Below are 15,339 nucleotides of genomic sequence, written 5' to 3'. Positions count from 1 at the left end.
CCTGGACAGCGGCTAGTTCGAGGGCAGCTGCACCCTCGTCGCCAAACAGGATGGTGCTCAGCGGACTACTCCGTGATGGCCCACCGGTTGCCCATCCCGATAGGGGATCACCAAGTGAAACTGATCAACCGCGGGGTCGAAGACCTGGGGAACAAACCATTTGTCGCCCTCCCACATGGGCAACTGACCGATCTGCGACACCGGCTGCCACACCAAGGGTCCCTCCTCATTGGATTCGAAGGGTTCCCCACACCAGCCGTCGATCAGGAAGACGAAGCCGAAGACATCCGAGCCGTCGGAGTGGAAACCGGGCCAAGACACCGTTCCGCGTAGCCGCATTGAGGTCACCTCGATACCTGCCTCCTCGTGGATTTCCCGGGCCATGCCGCTCCAGATATCCTCGGTGGGTTCTACCTTGCCGCCGAGCCCGTTCCACTTGCCGAGTTGTTCGTCTGCCTCGCGAGCGACGCGGTGCACCATGAGTACCTGCTCGCCGTCAGCGCGGAGCACGAATCCCAAGGTGGTCAGTTCAGGGCAGTAGCTCATGCCATCACCTTGGTGACCGGCATCCCCGGATCGGCGGAGATATCCAGTGAGCTGGGACCATACCCGGCAGTGATCACTTGGGCGCCGAGGACCGCGATCATCGCCCCATTATCGGTGCACAGCCCGGGGCTGGGGCGGCGCAGTTCGATACCTGCGGCCTGGGTACGTTCGGTCATCAGCCCCCGCAGACGTAAATTGGCGGCGACCCCGCCGCCCAGGACGATGGTTCCCGAACCGAAATGCTGGGCCGCATCGACAGCCTTGCGGGTGAGCACATCGGCTACCGCTTCTTGGAACGAAGCTGCGACATCGGTGACCGAGATCGTCTGCTGATCCCGTTCGGCGCGTTCCACGTAGCGGGCGACGGCGGTCTTCAACCCAGAGAAGGAGTAGTCGAAACGGTGCTTCTCCAAATCGTGGCGTGCGGTGAGCCCCCGCGGGAAAGCGATGGCTCTTGGGTCCCCCCCGGCTGCGATCCGGTCTATCACCGGCCCTCCCGGGTAAGGCAGTCCGAGGAGACGAGCTACCTTGTCATAGGCCTCTCCAGCGGCGTCATCAATGGTGGTGCCGACCTCGGCGATATCACTGGTGATGTCGTTAACCAGCAGTAATTGGGTGTGTCCGCCCGACACCAGCAGCGCCAAGGTGGGACGAGGAAACAGTCCGTGCTCACAGATGTCGACGGCCACGTGCCCGACCAGATGGTTGAGCCCGTACAACGGCTTGTTGAGCACCGAGGCCAGGGCTTTGGCAGCCGACAGGCCCACGACCAGCGACCCCATCAGCCCGGGGCCCGCGGTCACACTGATCGCATCCACCTCACCCAGGTCGATGCCAGCATCGGCCAGCGCGCGTTCCAGGGTAGGGATCATGGCCTCCAGATGTGCCCGAGAAGCCACCTCGGGAACCACGCCACCGAAACGGGCGTGTAACTCCACCGAAGATGCCGTCTGGTTGGCGAGCAGTTCGGTGCCCCGGACGATACCGACGCTGGTCTCATCGCAACTGGACTCAATGCCCAGAACAAGAGGTCCACTCATATCTCGCACTCCATCACGACCGCGTGACGGCCAGTTCCGTAGTAGTCCTTGCGGCGGGCGATCGGCTGGAAACCAGTCGCCCGGTACACCGCGAGGGCTGGTTCGTTGTCGGGACGCACCTCAAGCAACATCCGCCGGGCTCCCCGGGCCTGTGCCCAATCCTTCCCGGCACCCACCAGCCGCCGCGCTGTCCCGCGCCCCCGGCAATCGGGGGCGACGACGACCCTCAGCAGTTCGGCTGTCTCGTCAAGCACCGAGAAACAGGCGACGGCACCGACCCGTCCAGCTTCACGGGAGACCACGACCAGCCGTTGATCGGCATCCAATTCGGCAGCCCAGGAATCCCGGGACCACCTCTCCGGGGCATCGAACCCGGCCGATTCGAGACCAAGCAGGGATTCGAGGTCATCAACTGTCGCCGGGGCCATGATCATCCCAGCGCTCCCTCCGGTAGCCTGAGCCTTCCCGGGGCCAGGGTGGATTTGCGAGTTCTAGGAATCTCAGCATCCGGAGAACGCAAGTACTGGGGCTCCAGCCCCTCGTCGACGAGTTCACCGAGCCGCGCCGCAATAAGAGCCGCGTCAAGATGGTGGCGGGCATCAAGCACAGCCCGGTGGGCGAAGACCTCGGGGAACGCCTCAATGCCGGGACCGATCACCGGCAGATCCGGTATATGGCCGGGGGCACTCACCTTCGGGCCGCTCGTCCGTACACCCTCGGCGGTATAGGTGGCCCAGTATAGCTCCCTACGACGAGCATCAGTGATCACGGCGAACTCTCCCCCATTCACCCTGCCCGCAGCCCGGGCGGTGAGGGCGATGGCGTCGAGGGTCACGAACCCCCGCACCGCGACACCCGCGACCAGTCCTAGAGTGCGGGCAGTAACGATTCCAATGCGCAGCCCGGTGAACGGCCCAGGCCCCACACCCACCCCGATGCTTCCCAGATCAGAGGCGGTGATAGCGTGGGCGGCCAGTAACCCAGCGATCATTGGTTGAAGACGCTCCACGTGACGTCGTGAATCAGTATCAGTACGCGCATCGACGCCGACACCATCGTGAGCCAACCCGATGTTGATTCCGGTGGCGGTGTCGATGACCAGGGTCCATGTGCTCACAGTTCCTCCGAGAACAGGGCGTGCAGGTCTACGTCAGCCCAGCGGGAACCGACGGCGCGAATGGTGACGGTGCGTGTGTTGTCGTCGATGTCTGGGCTGCGTTCAATGTCTATCTCCAGACGATCCGCCGACAGTTGCTCGACGAGTCCGGCGCCCCATTCGATGAAGGTCACCGAACCGGTCAGCGAGTCGTCGAGGTCCAAGTCATCAATCTCGGCCGCCGAGGCCAGCCGGTAGGCATCAACATGGACCAGCTGCGGGCCAGTCCGCGAGGGATGGATGCGGCTGATCACGAAGGTGGGTGAGGTAATTGGTCCGCTGACCGACAACCCTTGCCCCAGCCCTTGGGCTAAGGTCGTCTTCCCGGCACCGAGGTCCCCGTTTGCAACGATGACATCTCCCCCACGCAGCACCCCGGCGAGTTTGTTCCCCAAGGAGGCCATGGCCTCGCTAGTGGGGACCTTGATCCGCGCTGGAAGCTCAATGCCGAGGAGCAGGTTGTGCTCATCGATCTGCGAGATCGTCCGGAAACCGTGAGTGCCCCACCAGCCGATAACTTCGGGGAGTTCCCGTCGGGCGACCAGTTGCAGAGAGGTCATCTCGGCATCGACCGCGAGTTCTGCTGCCGCTGTGGCCAAGTGGGTGGCGACCCCGTGACGCCGTGTCTCCGGGAGCACACTCACCCGATGCATAGTCCCGATGCGTCGTTTCCGGTCCAGCGCCAGGAACAAACAACCAACCGCGGTATCCTCGACGCTGGCAATGATGCCGAGTTGACCGTCGAGACGAGCCCGCACCACCTCGACAGTGTCCGACAGCGCATCCGTCGGCGGGTCCAGCACCCGGCGGGTAGAGAAGGCCGAGACGATGATGCCGAGCATCAGCCCTGCATCATCCCGATTGGCCAGTCGCAGGTGCACCTGCGATTGTGAATCGTTCACGACCCGAAATCCTACGCCCGGCGATTGCGGCGACCGAATTCCTGACCCCGGGTGTGCGGCGGTGCACTCTTACCACGTTCTCTACCGCCGCTAGCCTTTCCGCCACGCAACGAACCCCGGGATTCCCGGTCCTTGGTCCCGCGATCACGATCGAAGCGATCCCGGCCTTCAAAGCCCTGGTCATCACGCCGCCGGAACCGCCAATCGCTGCCCAAGTCGTCGTAGCGCCTCTCGCGCCCGCCCGGTCGGTAACTGCGAGTCTTGCGTTGCCGCGCCCGGTCACGTCCACGTTCCTGTGGAGTCCATTCAGTCTCCCGGTCCGCGGACCATCCGCGGCGATCCCGCAGTCCCCGCCCACGCAATCCACTACGTTCTGCCGAGTCAGAGCGTTTTCCCCGGCCTCGATCCTGTTCATTGGTGTTGCGGCGGCGATCGCCCCAGCGGCGGGAGCGGGAGACGGCAGCATAGCGATCATGATGTGACCCCCGCTGGCGAGCTTCGGGGTCCCGCAGGCTGCGATCATACTCAAGGAGTTCGTCGGCGAGGTCCTTGCCAGAACTACGCCGGGGAGCCACCGAGGCCTGTTCGATCACCGGATCAATGCTCGGTCCCATCCCATCGCAGCGAGAGTCCCCGCTCCGGGGACGCCGCGCCCTGCGCAACTCACCGTGATCGGCCTCCCGGTTGATTTCCCGTCGAGCCCGCCGCGTTTCCTCCCGTGATCCCCGGCGCCCGGATCCCCTGCCGCTACGACCTCGGCGTCCCGGGCGCGGGGGCCACAACACAGCCTCGTAACTGTCGTCAGCGATCGGCTCCCCACTAGGAGCTTCGAAATCCGCCAAGGTTTCATCTCCGAGCCGGACCCGGACATTTTTCGAAGTCAGGCCAACCTGTCGGGAGATCTGATCCATGCGTCGGCGCTGTCGTGGGGCGACGAAGGAGATCACCTGTCCGTCAGTTCCGGCGCGGGCCGTGCGCCCAGCCCGGTGCAAGTAGTCCTTCGCATCGTGGGCGATGTCGGCCTGAAGCACCAAGGAGACATCGTTGACATCAATGCCGCGGGCCGCGACATCGGTTGCCACCAGAACCGGCAGGTCGCCGCGCCGGAAGGCATCCATTACCCGCGACCGGGCCCCCTGGCGCATTCCGCCGTGCAGGGCACCGGCCATCAACCCGTGTCGGCGCAGGTATTGGCCCATCTTCTCCGCATCCATCTGAGTACGTACAAAGACCAAGGTTCGGCCTTCACGGTTGGCCACCATTGATGCGATCTCGAATTTGTCGAGAGGATGCACGACCCAGATGCGATGCTCCATCGTCGTGACCGTTGCCTTGCCCGGATCAACGCCGTGTTCCACTGGGTCATCCAGGTATTTCTCGGCGATCTGCTGCACCTCGTCGTCGAGGGTGGCGGAGAACAGCAGATGCTGGGCCTTTGCGGGAATCCGATCCCAGATGGCGGTGACTTCCTCGAAGAAGCCCATGTCGCACATCTCGTCGGCCTCGTCGAGCACAGCCACCTCGACCGATGACAGATCGGCTGCACCCCGCTCAATGAGATCGATCATCCGGCCGGGGGTGGCCACGATGATGTCCACCCCTCGCTCCAGCATCTTCAGCTGGGGACCATATTTCATACCCCCGGCAACCAGCACAGAGAACAACCCCATCCGACGGGCCAGGGGCTGGATGACATCGGCAATCTGCATGGCAAGTTCCCGGGTCGGTGACAGGATCACCGCACGCGGGGAACGACCGGGACGAGTTCCTGCACTGAGACGGGCAAGGGTCGGAAGGGCGAAAGCCAAAGTCTTGCCCGATCCGGTCTGGCCTCTGCCCAATAGGTCATGTCCGGCCAAGGAATCGGGAATCGTCGCGGACTGGATCGGGAATGGCTCGGTGATCTGTTGCGCATCAAGGGCAGCAACGAGTTCCCCAGGCAGGCCAAGGGCTGCAAAGGTCTGATCGGAATGGACATCTGGGCTCGGCACGTCGGCCATGAAGCTCCCCTGGAAAGACTGTGGGGCCACCGTTTGAGCCCTAACCCGGACACGGTACCTTGCCCCCCACAAACCTGTCCACGTAACTTGTTGACCATGTTGCCATCGTTGCAACCAGGAGTCGGTTCCCGAACCGCGTACCATTGCCATGTGCGTGTCGCGTTTGTGGCAGAGTGCTTCCTGCCTTCTCTCAACGGTGTCACGAATTCCGTTCTGCGGGTCTTGGAGCACTTGGGCCATGAGGGCCATCAGGCTCTGGTGATTGCCCCGGACGACCCTCGCGGGGTTCCCACCCAGTACGCAGGCTTCCCCGTGGTCACCACCCCCTCGTTCACCCTTCCCTGGTACCCGGACCTGCGAGTGTCGATGACCTCCAAGCACCATCTGACCACCCAGTTGAAGGTGTTCGCCCCCGACGTCGTCCACCTGGCTGCCCCGGTGGTCCTCGGCCACAAGGGCGTGTTGGCCGCCGCAGCCCTGGGCATCCCGTCGATTGCTCTTTACCAGACCGACATCCCAAATTACTTGGGCCAGTACGGTTACTCGCTCACCGAACCGCTGTTCTGGCACCACCTGCGTTCGCTGCACAACATGGCGACGATCAACCTTGCTCCCTCAACCTGGACCCACGATGAACTGATGGGCCACGGCTTTTCCCGTTTGGCGATCTGGGGTCGCGGTGTGGACACCGTCCGGTTCACCCCGGCCAAACGCGACGAACGGTTGCATGCTGCTTGGGCCCCCAATGGGGAGATCGTAGTCGGTTATATGGGCCGGTTGGGCAGCGAGAAGCAGGTCAGCGACCTGACTGCGCTGTCCGGGATTCCCGGAGTGCGCATGGTCATCGTCGGTGACGGACCGGAGCGCGCCAAACTAGAGAAAGCGATACCTCAGGCCGTATTCACCGGAGTGCGCACCGGTGAGGATTTGCCCCGTCATCTGGCCTCAATGGACCTGTTCGTCCACCCTGGCGAAATGGAGACCTTCGGCCAGGCGATCCAAGAGGCGCAGGCCAGTGGGCTACCAGTGATCGCCCCACGGCGAGGTGGCCCGGTCGATCTGGTCTCCCCCTCGCACAATGGATGGCTGTATGCCCCCGGTGACCTCACCGATATGCGGGCCAAGGTCATCGACCTAGTAGGTGACGGCTACAAGCGCGCTGCTTTCGGCCGCACGGCACGTTCAATGGTGCAACATCGCAGTTGGCCGCAGGTCTGCGACCAACTGCTCGACCACTACGCGACGGCGATCGAGTTGGGAGTGAGATTACCCGCCAGAATCGCCTGATCCCCGATCACCCCCGCCAAATGCGCGAGCACTTCGGGAATCACCTCGGCCTGCCGTTCGGGCGGATAAGGGCCGGGGCGATGGGTTGCGGCCATTGCCTGCACCGAGGCTCCCATTGATGCGGCCTTCCAAGCAGGCAGTCCGGCGGCCATGAGGGTACCGCAGATGCCGGCGAGCACGTCACCGGAACCGGCTTGGGCAGTCCATGCCGGGCCGGGGATGGCCAAGGTGACCCTGCCGTTTTCCTCGGCGATGTACTGGGTGGCGCCCTTCAGCAGGACAGTGGTTTTCCATCGCTTTGCGGCCTCGCGGGCATGCCTGATCGGATCGGCCACAACCTCGGCGCGCTTGACCCCCATAATTGTCGCCAACTCACCGGCGTGCGGGGTCATCAGCCACCCCTCGGGAAGGGCAGCAGGTATGTGCACTAGGGCTTCCGCGTCGACGACTGCCGGAATGCCCGCCTCCAGGACGTGGTCGAGACGGTGCTCGTTCTCCGGTCCGTCGCCCCACCCGCAGCCAACCAGCCAAGCTTGGACGCGTCCCCGTCCGATGGTCACCGAGGGCTGGCGACGTACCACCATGTCCGCGCACGAAGGAGGACCGCTGAACCGCAGGATACCCGCCCCGGAGAAGACGGCACCAGTGACCGACAGGATCGCAGCACCCGGGTAGCGGTCCGAGCCGGTGTCGATACCCAGGCCGCCACGAGAATACTTGTCGGCGTACTGGGTTGGCCATGGCCACCACCTAGCGACGTCGACCCGCTGCATCTGCTGGATGTCGGTGTCAGGTAGCTCACAACCCAGATCAATGATCTCGACATCGCCACAATAGGATGCCGCCGGCTGAGCTAGGTGACACAGTTGGGGAGCGGAAAAGACCACTGTCCAGTTCGCGTGGACGGCGTGCTCAGGGGCCAGATGGGAATCCGGATCCAGGCCAGAAGGAATATCCACGGCGAGTACTGGAATGGATAGGGTGCGCACCTCCTCGGCGAAAATGATCATCTCTTCCGACAGCCCCCTGTGGGAGCCCAGCCCGACAACAGCGTCGATGACCAGAGAGATCTCCGGCAACTGACGCATCACTGCGAGGGTGTTCATGAACCGTGCACCAAGTTGACGTGCTGCGATGACCCCACCGGGGTGGGCCTTGTCCGTCACTTGCCACACCAGCACGTGGCGGCCCATCTTCATCAACTCGCGCACGGCGTAGAGACCGTCGCCGCCGTTGTTTCCCGGGCCCACGGCAACCAAGATGGTGCCTTTGGGCGCCATCTGCATCGCACGCTCGGCCACCTTGAGGGCCGCACGCTGCATCAGGCTGATGTCAGGGTTGCGGGACTCAAACTCGACTTCGGCAGCCCTGATTTGCTGGACACTGTGGATTCCGATCACTGATGTTCCTCACAAACTACAAATGCCGTGGCCAGACCACCGTCATGGCTCATCGAAAGATGGACTCTGCCGATCCGCAACTGCGCGGCTCGTGCGGCAACGCCACCGCTCAGCACCATGGTAGGCGCTCCATCGTCCCCCGTCATAACCTTGACCTCGTGCCAACCCAGGCCTGCGGGGGCACCCAAGGCCTTGGCGAGGGCTTCCTTGGCCGCGAACCGGGCGGCCAGCTGTTCGGTAGTGCGCCCTTCAGATTCGGCCGGGGTGAACAGTCGCGCCACGATGCCCGGATGCCTGGTGATCATCGCCGCCATTCGGTCCACCGAACAGATGTCCACCCCGACTCCGGCGATCATTCGACCGTCACCGACTTGGCCAGGTTGCGGGGCTGATCGACGTCGTGGCCCAAGGTTGCGGCCAGCTCGCAGGCGAACAGCTGAAGCGGGACCGTAGCCACCAAGGGTTGCAGCAGCGTGGATACGTGCGGCAATTCGATCAGTTGGTCAGCACGATTCGCGGCCTCCTGGTCGCCCGCTTCGACCAGGACGATCGCCCGCCCGCCCCGGGCCTGAACCTCCTGGATATTGGAAAGTACCTTGTCTCGCAGCTGATCGCGACCGCTGGGTGGGACAATGATGAACACCGGCATGCCCGGCTCAATGATCGCGATTGGCCCGTGTTTCAACTCACCGGCTGCGAATCCCTCGGCGTGCTGGTAGGCGATTTCTTTCAACTTCAGCGCGCCCTCCAGGGCTACCGGGTAGCCGACGTGGCGTCCCAGGAAGATGAAATGCTTCTGTCCAGCCAGCTGATGGGCCAGGTCGTAGATCTCCTCGGCCCGGTCGAGCAGTTCCTGCACTAGTCCGGGCACCCGCTCTAGTTCGTTGGTGATGGTGAAGATCTCGTCGGAATACTTCATGCCTCGCACCTGGGCCAGATAGAGACCCAGCAGGTAACAGGCGGCGACCTGGGTGAGGAAGCCCTTCGTGGATGCAACACCGATCTCCGGGCCAGCGTGAGTGTAGATCACCGCATCTGATTCCCGCGGGATCGTCGAACCATTGGTGTTACAGATGGCGATCACCTTGGCGCCCTGCTCCCGGGCATGCCGGATGGCCATCAAAGTATCTGCAGTTTCACCTGACTGAGAGATGGTCACGCACAGGGTCTGTGGGTCGATGATCGGATCACGGTAGCGGAACTCGGAGGCCACCTCCACCTCACAGGGCACCCTGGTCCAATGCTCCACAGCATATTTGGCGACCATTCCTGCGTAGTAGGCGGTGCCGCAGGCGACGATCACGATCTTGTTGATCCGGCGCAAGTCTTCCGGGGAGATACCGCGCATCTCGTCGAGCACCAGTTCCCTACGAGCGTTGTAGCGCCCCAGCAGGGTATCGGCCACAGCCTTGGGCTGTTCGAAGATCTCCTTGCGCATGAACCAGTCGTAGCCGCCCTTCTCGGCGGCAGAAGTGTCCCAGTCGACGTGGTAGGTGTTTGTCTCGGCCGGGGTCCCGTCGAAGTTGGTAACGGTGATCCGCGTGGGGGTGATGAGCACAGCCTGATCCTGCCCGAGTTCGATTACCTCACGAGTGTGCGCAATGAAAGCTAGTACATCGGATGCGAGAAAGTTTTCTCCCTGCCCCACACCGACGACCAAGGGCGAGTTACGACGGGCAGCGACGACCTCGCCAGGTTTGTCTGCAGTTATTCCGACCAAGGTGAATGCGCCGGAGAGCAGATCTGCCACCGCGCAGATGGCGGGCAGCAGTTCTCCGGTACGGGCGAGTTCCCGCGACAGGAGGTGGGCCGCCACTTCGGAGTCGGTCTCGGATGTGAAGGTGACGCCGGAGGCCTCAAGCTCAGCACGCAGTTCGGCGAAGTTCTCAATGATCCCATTGTGCACGATGGCGACAGCAGCATCATTCGACACGTGTGGATGGGCGTTCACATCGACGGGAGCGCCATGGGTGGCCCAGCGGGTGTGCCCGATGCCCTGGTGGGCCTTGGGGATCGGGGCTATTTCAAGTTCACTGCGCAGATTAGCTAGTTTGCCAGCTTTCTTCGCCCAGGCCAGCCGTCCATCAGCCACCACGGCCACCCCAGCCGAGTCGTAGCCTCGGTACTCCATTCTTGCCAGGCCATCGAGGATCACCTGCTGGGCATCCTGGGGGCCGACGTATCCGATGATTCCGCACATATCACAAGAGTCTAAGGGGTGGGCTACGCTGATGCGGTGACTACGGCCGCCGAGAACCGAGCTACACCATGGGTGACCTTGCCACGCGAGGCATGGGCGACCCTCGCCAGAGATTCGGAAATGTCCCTTGATGCGGGAACACTCGACCGGTTGCGTTCTTTGCAGGATCCGACCAATGAACGCGATGTCGCCGAGGTTTATCTCCCGCTGGTCGAGATGATCAACCTTCATCGGCGGCATCACAAGGGAATGTATCGCGACCTCAATGACTATCTGGACATTTCCGCCACCTCGACGCCTTTCGTGATCGCCGTCGCGGGTTCGGTGGCGGTGGGAAAGTCGACGGCTGCCCGCCTGCTTCGTGAGCTGATCTCCCGGGCGCCAGACCATCCCCGAGTGGAATTGCTACCCACCGACGGGTTTCTGTTACCCAACGCCGAGTTGGAAGCCCGTGGGTTGATGACGCGGAAAGGTTTTCCAGAGACCTATGACCGCGAAGGCCTATTAAATTTTCTCATCCGGGTGAAATCGGGAGTAGACCGCGTCGAAACTCCAGTCTACTCCCACGTCCGCTCGGATGTGGTGCCCGGGGAGCGCCAGGTGATGGAGAAACCAGATGTACTGATCATCGAGGGGTTGAACGTCCTTCAACAGGCACCGCTGGGCACCGATTCCTTGGCGATCAGCGATTTCCTCGACTACTCGGTGTATGTCGACGCCAACGTCGAGCACATCAGGTCATGGTTCATGTCCCGCTTCGCAGCCCTTCGGGAATCGGCTTTCCGTGATCCAGATTCAGCGTTCCGGTCGGTCGCCGAGATGCCCGACGAACAGGCGATGGCGATAGCCGAGGGATTCTGGTCGAACACCAATGAGCCGAACCTGCGACTCAACATCAAACCGTCCAGAGAACGGGCAACCGCCATCTTGCACAAAGGTGCCGACCACGTGATCTCCGAGATCCGCATCCGCAAAATCTGAAGCCTGGCCCAGCATCGCCCGGACCGAGGCAAGTCATCTCATGGTCACAGGGCCAGGCGGTGTGCCACTAGCCCAGCAAGCCGTTCGGCGATCTCCCGGGCCTGTTCGTCAGTGGTGGCCTCCACCATGACACGCACTAGCGGTTCGGTACCCGAAGGGCGCAGCACGACGCGTCCCCCGTTGCCCAGTTCCTTGTTGGCCGCGGTCACGGCCTGGGTGATCTCCGGATCGACTCCAGCCCGCATCTTGTCAACATTCGGGACGTTGATCATCACCTGTGGCAAGGAGGTCATGATCGAAGCGAGCTCGGCAACAGATTTCCCGGAGGTCGCCATCGCGGCAGCCAAATGGAGAGCAGTCAGCACCCCGTCGCCGGTATTGGCGTACTCCGAGATGATGACGTGTCCGGATTGTTCCCCGCCGAGGGTGAATCCATCGGCCCCCATGGCTTCCAGCACGTAACGGTCGCCGACCCGGGTCTGTTCGACGTGGATTCCATGTTCCCGCATGGCGTTGATCAGGCCGAGATTGGACATGATCGTCGCCACCAGGGTGTCGTTGTGCAGCTTGCCCTGAGCCTTCAACTCGACCGCAAGAATGGCCATAATCTTGTCACCGTCGACCAGATTCCCGGAGGCATCAACAGCCAGGCAACGATCGGCATCCCCGTCAAGGGCGACGCCAAGCATCGCACCATGCTCGACGACCGCAGCCTGCAACCCATCCATGTGGGTGGAACCGGCCTTGTCGTTGATGTTGAGGCCGGTGGGGGTGATGTTCATGCCGATGACCTCGGCCCCCGCTGCGGTGAAGGCGGGCACGGCGGTCAACGCAGCCGCTCCGTTGGCTCCGTCGACGACGATCTTCAGTCCGGCGAGAGAGATTCCCCCCAAGGAGGCCACCAAGTAGTCGACGTAGCGGTGCAGAAGGGTGCCGTCGTCGGCGGTGACATGGCCGACATCCGCTCCAGTCGGTCGTTCCCAAGGACTTTCCAGGCGCTCCTCGATCTGGTCCTCCAAGAAGTCGTCGAGCTTCACCCCGCCTCGCTGGAAGAATTTGATGCCGTTGTCTGGCATCGGGTTGTGGGATGCGGACAGCATGACGCCCAGGTCGGCTCCTTCGGTGTTGACCAGGTAGGCGAGCCCGGGGGTGGGCACCACGCCGACATCCACGACATCGACTCCAGCGCTGGCCAATCCGGCGCACACGGCTGCCGCCAGGAACTCGCCCGAAATGCGAGTGTCGCGACCGACTAAGGCCACCGGTCGCCGTTCCCGGAAGGCACCGGTCTCCCCCAGTACCCGGGCGGCTGCGATGGATAGCTCCAGCGCAAGTTCTGCAGTCAGTTCACGGTTCGCGATGCCACGAACCCCATCGGTACCAAAAAGTCTCGCCATGGTGGGGAAGTCTATCGCCCATAGGCTCTCTCCCGACCCGGTATTCCATCCCGATCCCGGATCAGAAACACCCGGAACAATAGCGTCCGCTCCGGCCAGTTTGCCTCGTCGCGAATGATCGCATCCGCCGATAGAAGGCTACGGAAAGGGGGTGACCTGACCGAACTGGCCTGGCCACCCCCTTGCACAAGGTCGAAGGGTCAGCGCTTCGAGTATTGGGGGGCCTTGCGGGCCTTCTTCAAACCGGCCTTCTTGCGTTCCTTGACTCGGGCATCGCGGGTCAGCAAGCCAGCCTTTTTCAACGCGGGGCGAGAGGCCTCACGGTCGATGGCGTTCAACGCGCGGGCAATGCCCAACTGGAGAGCACCGGCCTGGCCGGTGACGCCACCGCCGCCAATGCGGGCGATGACATCGTAGGCGTCAACAACCCCGGCGGTCGTCAGCGGCCCGTTGATCAGTTGTTGGTGTACCTTGTTGGGGAAGTATTCCTCAAGAGTACGACCGTTGATCTGCCACTTGCCCGAACCGGGCACCAAGCGCACCCTGGCAACAGCTTCCTTGCGGCGGCCGGTTCCCTGCCCTGCGGCGATGACGGCGGATCGCTCGGCGGATGCGGCGCTGCCGACGGCCTCGGAACGGTAGGCAATTTCGCGGTTCTGCTCATCGACGAACGGCGTGGTGCCGGTCTCTTCGATTTCGGTCACGTTCTCGGTCACGTTCAAATCCTCGATCTTGTCGGCGCTCACTGTGCGATCTGGGTGATCTCGTAGGGCTGCGGCTTCTGTGCAGCGTGCGGGTGCTCGGGTCCGGAATAGACCTTGAGCTTGGTCATCTGCTGACGCGATAGCTTGTTCTTGGGCATCATGCCCCACACAGCACGCTCGACAAGCTTGCGGGCGTCATTTTCACGCAGCTCACCGGCAGTGCGCACCCGCATGCCGCCGGGGCGACCGGAGACGGTGTAGCGCAGAGAATCAGTGGCTTTTTTGCCGGTCAGGGCAACCTTGCCAGCGTTCACGACGATGACGAAGTCGCCGCCGTCCATGTGCGGCGCGTAGGTCGGCTTGTTCTTGCCACGCAGGAGGCTGGCCACGGTGGTGGCCAGACGTCCGAGTACGACATCGGTGGCGTCGATCACGAGCCAATTCCTAGTGAGATCACCAGGCTTCGGGCTGTAGGTAGTCACGGTGTGTCCGTCTTCCGTTGTTGAAACACGACTGAAAGGACGCCCCCATTCTTCCTGGGACCCGAAGCTGCAAGCCTCGCGCGGGGACGACCGGCGTCAAGGTTATCCCACAAGCTGCTGGATCGCCAAACCTAGCGCGCGGCAACCGGTCGTCTCCCACGTTCATCTGCTCAACGCAGCCACTCGTTGCCCGGCAGATCACTCAACTTGGTGATGTCCACGCCGGGCTTAATGTCGCTGGCGGGCTGGAGATTCCAGTGCTCCAAGGCTTGGCGGATGTACTCCGCTCCATCGACGTTCAGCGGGCCGGAGGTCCACATCGCGTAGGGCAAATTCACGTAGCGCTTCTCCTTGACGGCCTTCAAGTTCTGGGATGCCGGGTTGGACTCCAGCGCGTTGATTTTCTCCTCGTAGCTTTGTCCCGGGTAGTCGACGAAGAAAATGATGTCAGGGTCTGAATTAGCAAGCCGCTCCCAACTCACGGAGGTCCAGGTGTCGTCCACGTCTGACAGCACATTACTCACCCCGGCACTGTTCATCATGGCCTGTGGCGCCCCGAAACGTCCCGAAGAGAAGATAGTCTCCGAGGCTGAATCGAATAGGAAGGCCTTCGGCATCTGCTCGGCACGTTGAGCGGATTCCAGAGCCTTGACGCGGGCCTCAATGTCGGCGACGGTATCCTGCGCGGTCTGCTTGTTGCCGGTTATCTCACCGATGTTGCTGATGTCGGTGGTCAAGGCATTCCACGGTTCCATGGTGCCGCGGTTACCGTCGGCCTGTCGGCAGGTCTCGCTGAGCAGGTAGGTCTTGATGCCCTTCTCGGCGAGTTGATCAGGTGTCAGCCCGTCGGATTCCTTGAAGCCGTATCCCCAGCCTGCGAACATCACCTGAGGGTCGGCTGCGATCACGTTCTCAAGACTCGGGTACTTCTCCGCAACCTGCTTCAGTTCACCGACGGCATCCCCGTACTTGAGACTCAGCACATCCTTGTCACGCTGCAGGGAGCTGACCGCGGTGATCTGGTCGGCGGCACCGGCGGCCAGCGCGATGGAGATGATGTTCCCGTCGTTCACGAACAGCTTGGTCACCGGGTAGTTGTAGGTGACCTGCTCACCGCAGTTTTCCACGGTCACGCTGGCCGCCGATGTGCTCGAATCCTTGCCCGCACCACCGGAGCAGCCAGTGGCCAACAAAGCCAGGGCAAGTGCCCCTGCCGCGCCGATGGCGGCCTTATTCCTTTTCAC

General features: G+C 62.7%; 15 protein-coding genes. 2 read left to right on the top strand and 13 right to left on the bottom strand.

The annotated features are described in order from the left end of the window. Nucleotides 1-57 precede the first annotated feature (57 nt). Genes HMPREF1531_RS08035 through HMPREF1531_RS08010 form a run of 6 tightly spaced genes read right to left on the bottom strand, consistent with a single transcriptional unit; the run spans nucleotide 58 to nucleotide 5,644 of the window. On the bottom strand, nucleotides 58-546 hold the full coding sequence (locus HMPREF1531_RS08035) for an NUDIX hydrolase (RefSeq protein ID WP_016669445.1): 489 nt from the start codon (nucleotides 544-546) through the stop codon (nucleotides 58-60). After that, entirely contained in the window at nucleotides 543-1,586 is a 1,044-nt protein-coding gene (gene tsaD, locus HMPREF1531_RS08030) for a tRNA (adenosine(37)-N6)-threonylcarbamoyltransferase complex transferase subunit TsaD (protein ID WP_016669444.1), read from the bottom strand. The genes HMPREF1531_RS08035 and tsaD overlap by 4 nt, the downstream gene beginning before the upstream one ends. Beyond that, nucleotides 1,583-2,014 carry a GNAT family N-acetyltransferase gene (locus HMPREF1531_RS08025; RefSeq protein WP_198011019.1) on the bottom strand — a complete coding sequence of 144 codons (432 nt, stop codon included), beginning with the start codon at nucleotides 2,012-2,014 and terminating at the stop codon, nucleotides 1,583-1,585. Before HMPREF1531_RS08025 ends, tsaD begins: the two co-directional genes overlap by 4 nt. A gap of 2 nt (nucleotides 2,015-2,016) precedes the next feature. Next, on the bottom strand, nucleotides 2,017-2,703 hold the full coding sequence (tsaB, locus tag HMPREF1531_RS08020) for a tRNA (adenosine(37)-N6)-threonylcarbamoyltransferase complex dimerization subunit type 1 TsaB (RefSeq protein ID WP_016669442.1): 687 nt from the start codon (nucleotides 2,701-2,703) through the stop codon (nucleotides 2,017-2,019). Further along, a complete protein-coding gene (gene tsaE / locus HMPREF1531_RS13320) occupies nucleotides 2,700-3,644 on the bottom strand; it encodes a tRNA (adenosine(37)-N6)-threonylcarbamoyltransferase complex ATPase subunit type 1 TsaE (RefSeq protein WP_016669441.1) in 945 nt (314 codons plus the stop codon). The genes tsaB and tsaE overlap by 4 nt, the downstream gene beginning before the upstream one ends. An 11-nt stretch (nucleotides 3,645-3,655) precedes the next feature. After that, nucleotides 3,656-5,644: a DEAD/DEAH box helicase gene (locus tag HMPREF1531_RS08010; protein WP_016669440.1), complete on the bottom strand. Its 1,989-nt coding sequence runs from the start codon at nucleotides 5,642-5,644 to the stop codon at nucleotides 3,656-3,658. 150 nt (nucleotides 5,645-5,794) lie between these two features. Here HMPREF1531_RS08010 and HMPREF1531_RS08005 point away from each other — a divergent pair, with 150 nt between their 5' ends. Next, nucleotides 5,795-6,931: a glycosyltransferase family 4 protein gene (locus tag HMPREF1531_RS08005; protein ID WP_036897547.1), complete on the top strand. Its 1,137-nt coding sequence runs from the start codon at nucleotides 5,795-5,797 to the stop codon at nucleotides 6,929-6,931. Here HMPREF1531_RS08005 and HMPREF1531_RS08000 read toward each other — a convergent pair. From HMPREF1531_RS08000 to glmS, 3 genes are read right to left on the bottom strand one after another with little or no spacing between them, the layout of a single operon-like run. Continuing rightward, nucleotides 6,880-8,331: an NAD(P)H-hydrate epimerase gene (locus HMPREF1531_RS08000; protein ID WP_016669438.1), complete on the bottom strand. Its 1,452-nt coding sequence runs from the start codon at nucleotides 8,329-8,331 to the stop codon at nucleotides 6,880-6,882. The two genes, HMPREF1531_RS08005 and HMPREF1531_RS08000, sit on opposite strands and share 52 nt — an antisense overlap. Further along, a complete protein-coding gene (locus HMPREF1531_RS07995) occupies nucleotides 8,328-8,687 on the bottom strand; it encodes a holo-ACP synthase (protein ID WP_016669437.1) in 360 nt (119 codons plus the stop codon). Before HMPREF1531_RS07995 ends, HMPREF1531_RS08000 begins: the two co-directional genes overlap by 4 nt. Then, nucleotides 8,684-10,531 carry a glutamine--fructose-6-phosphate transaminase (isomerizing) gene (gene glmS, locus HMPREF1531_RS07990; protein WP_016669436.1) on the bottom strand — a complete coding sequence of 616 codons (1,848 nt, stop codon included), beginning with the start codon at nucleotides 10,529-10,531 and terminating at the stop codon, nucleotides 8,684-8,686. The genes HMPREF1531_RS07995 and glmS overlap by 4 nt, the downstream gene beginning before the upstream one ends. A gap of 36 nt (nucleotides 10,532-10,567) precedes the next feature. Here glmS and coaA point away from each other — a divergent pair, with 36 nt between their 5' ends. After that, nucleotides 10,568-11,512 carry a type I pantothenate kinase gene (coaA, locus tag HMPREF1531_RS07985; RefSeq protein WP_156860222.1) on the top strand — a complete coding sequence of 315 codons (945 nt, stop codon included), beginning with the start codon at nucleotides 10,568-10,570 and terminating at the stop codon, nucleotides 11,510-11,512. Nucleotides 11,513-11,556: 44 nt separating this feature from the next. On the opposite strand, the gene glmM is transcribed toward coaA, so the two are convergent. The 4 genes from glmM to HMPREF1531_RS07965 form a co-directional block, all read right to left on the bottom strand. After that, entirely contained in the window at nucleotides 11,557-12,909 is a 1,353-nt protein-coding gene (gene glmM, locus HMPREF1531_RS07980) for a phosphoglucosamine mutase (RefSeq protein ID WP_016669434.1), read from the bottom strand. A gap of 200 nt (nucleotides 12,910-13,109) precedes the next feature. Continuing rightward, nucleotides 13,110-13,625 carry a 30S ribosomal protein S9 gene (gene rpsI / locus HMPREF1531_RS07975; RefSeq protein WP_036898764.1) on the bottom strand — a complete coding sequence of 172 codons (516 nt, stop codon included), beginning with the start codon at nucleotides 13,623-13,625 and terminating at the stop codon, nucleotides 13,110-13,112. Between the two features lie 26 nt (nucleotides 13,626-13,651). Beyond that, the gene (gene rplM / locus HMPREF1531_RS07970; RefSeq protein WP_036897544.1) at nucleotides 13,652-14,095 is read right to left on the bottom strand and encodes a 50S ribosomal protein L13; all 444 of its coding nucleotides are present in this window, start codon (nucleotides 14,093-14,095) and stop codon (nucleotides 13,652-13,654) included. A gap of 170 nt (nucleotides 14,096-14,265) precedes the next feature. Next, nucleotides 14,266-15,339: an ABC transporter substrate-binding protein gene (locus tag HMPREF1531_RS07965; protein WP_016669431.1), complete on the bottom strand. Its 1,074-nt coding sequence runs from the start codon at nucleotides 15,337-15,339 to the stop codon at nucleotides 14,266-14,268.

This window comes from Propionibacterium sp. oral taxon 192 str. F0372, from assembly GCF_000413315.1.
GTDB lineage: Bacteria > Actinomycetota > Actinomycetes > Propionibacteriales > Propionibacteriaceae > Brooklawnia.
The sequence above is the reverse complement of the archived record's forward strand: the minus strand, read 5'-3'. Positions and strand labels throughout refer to the sequence as shown.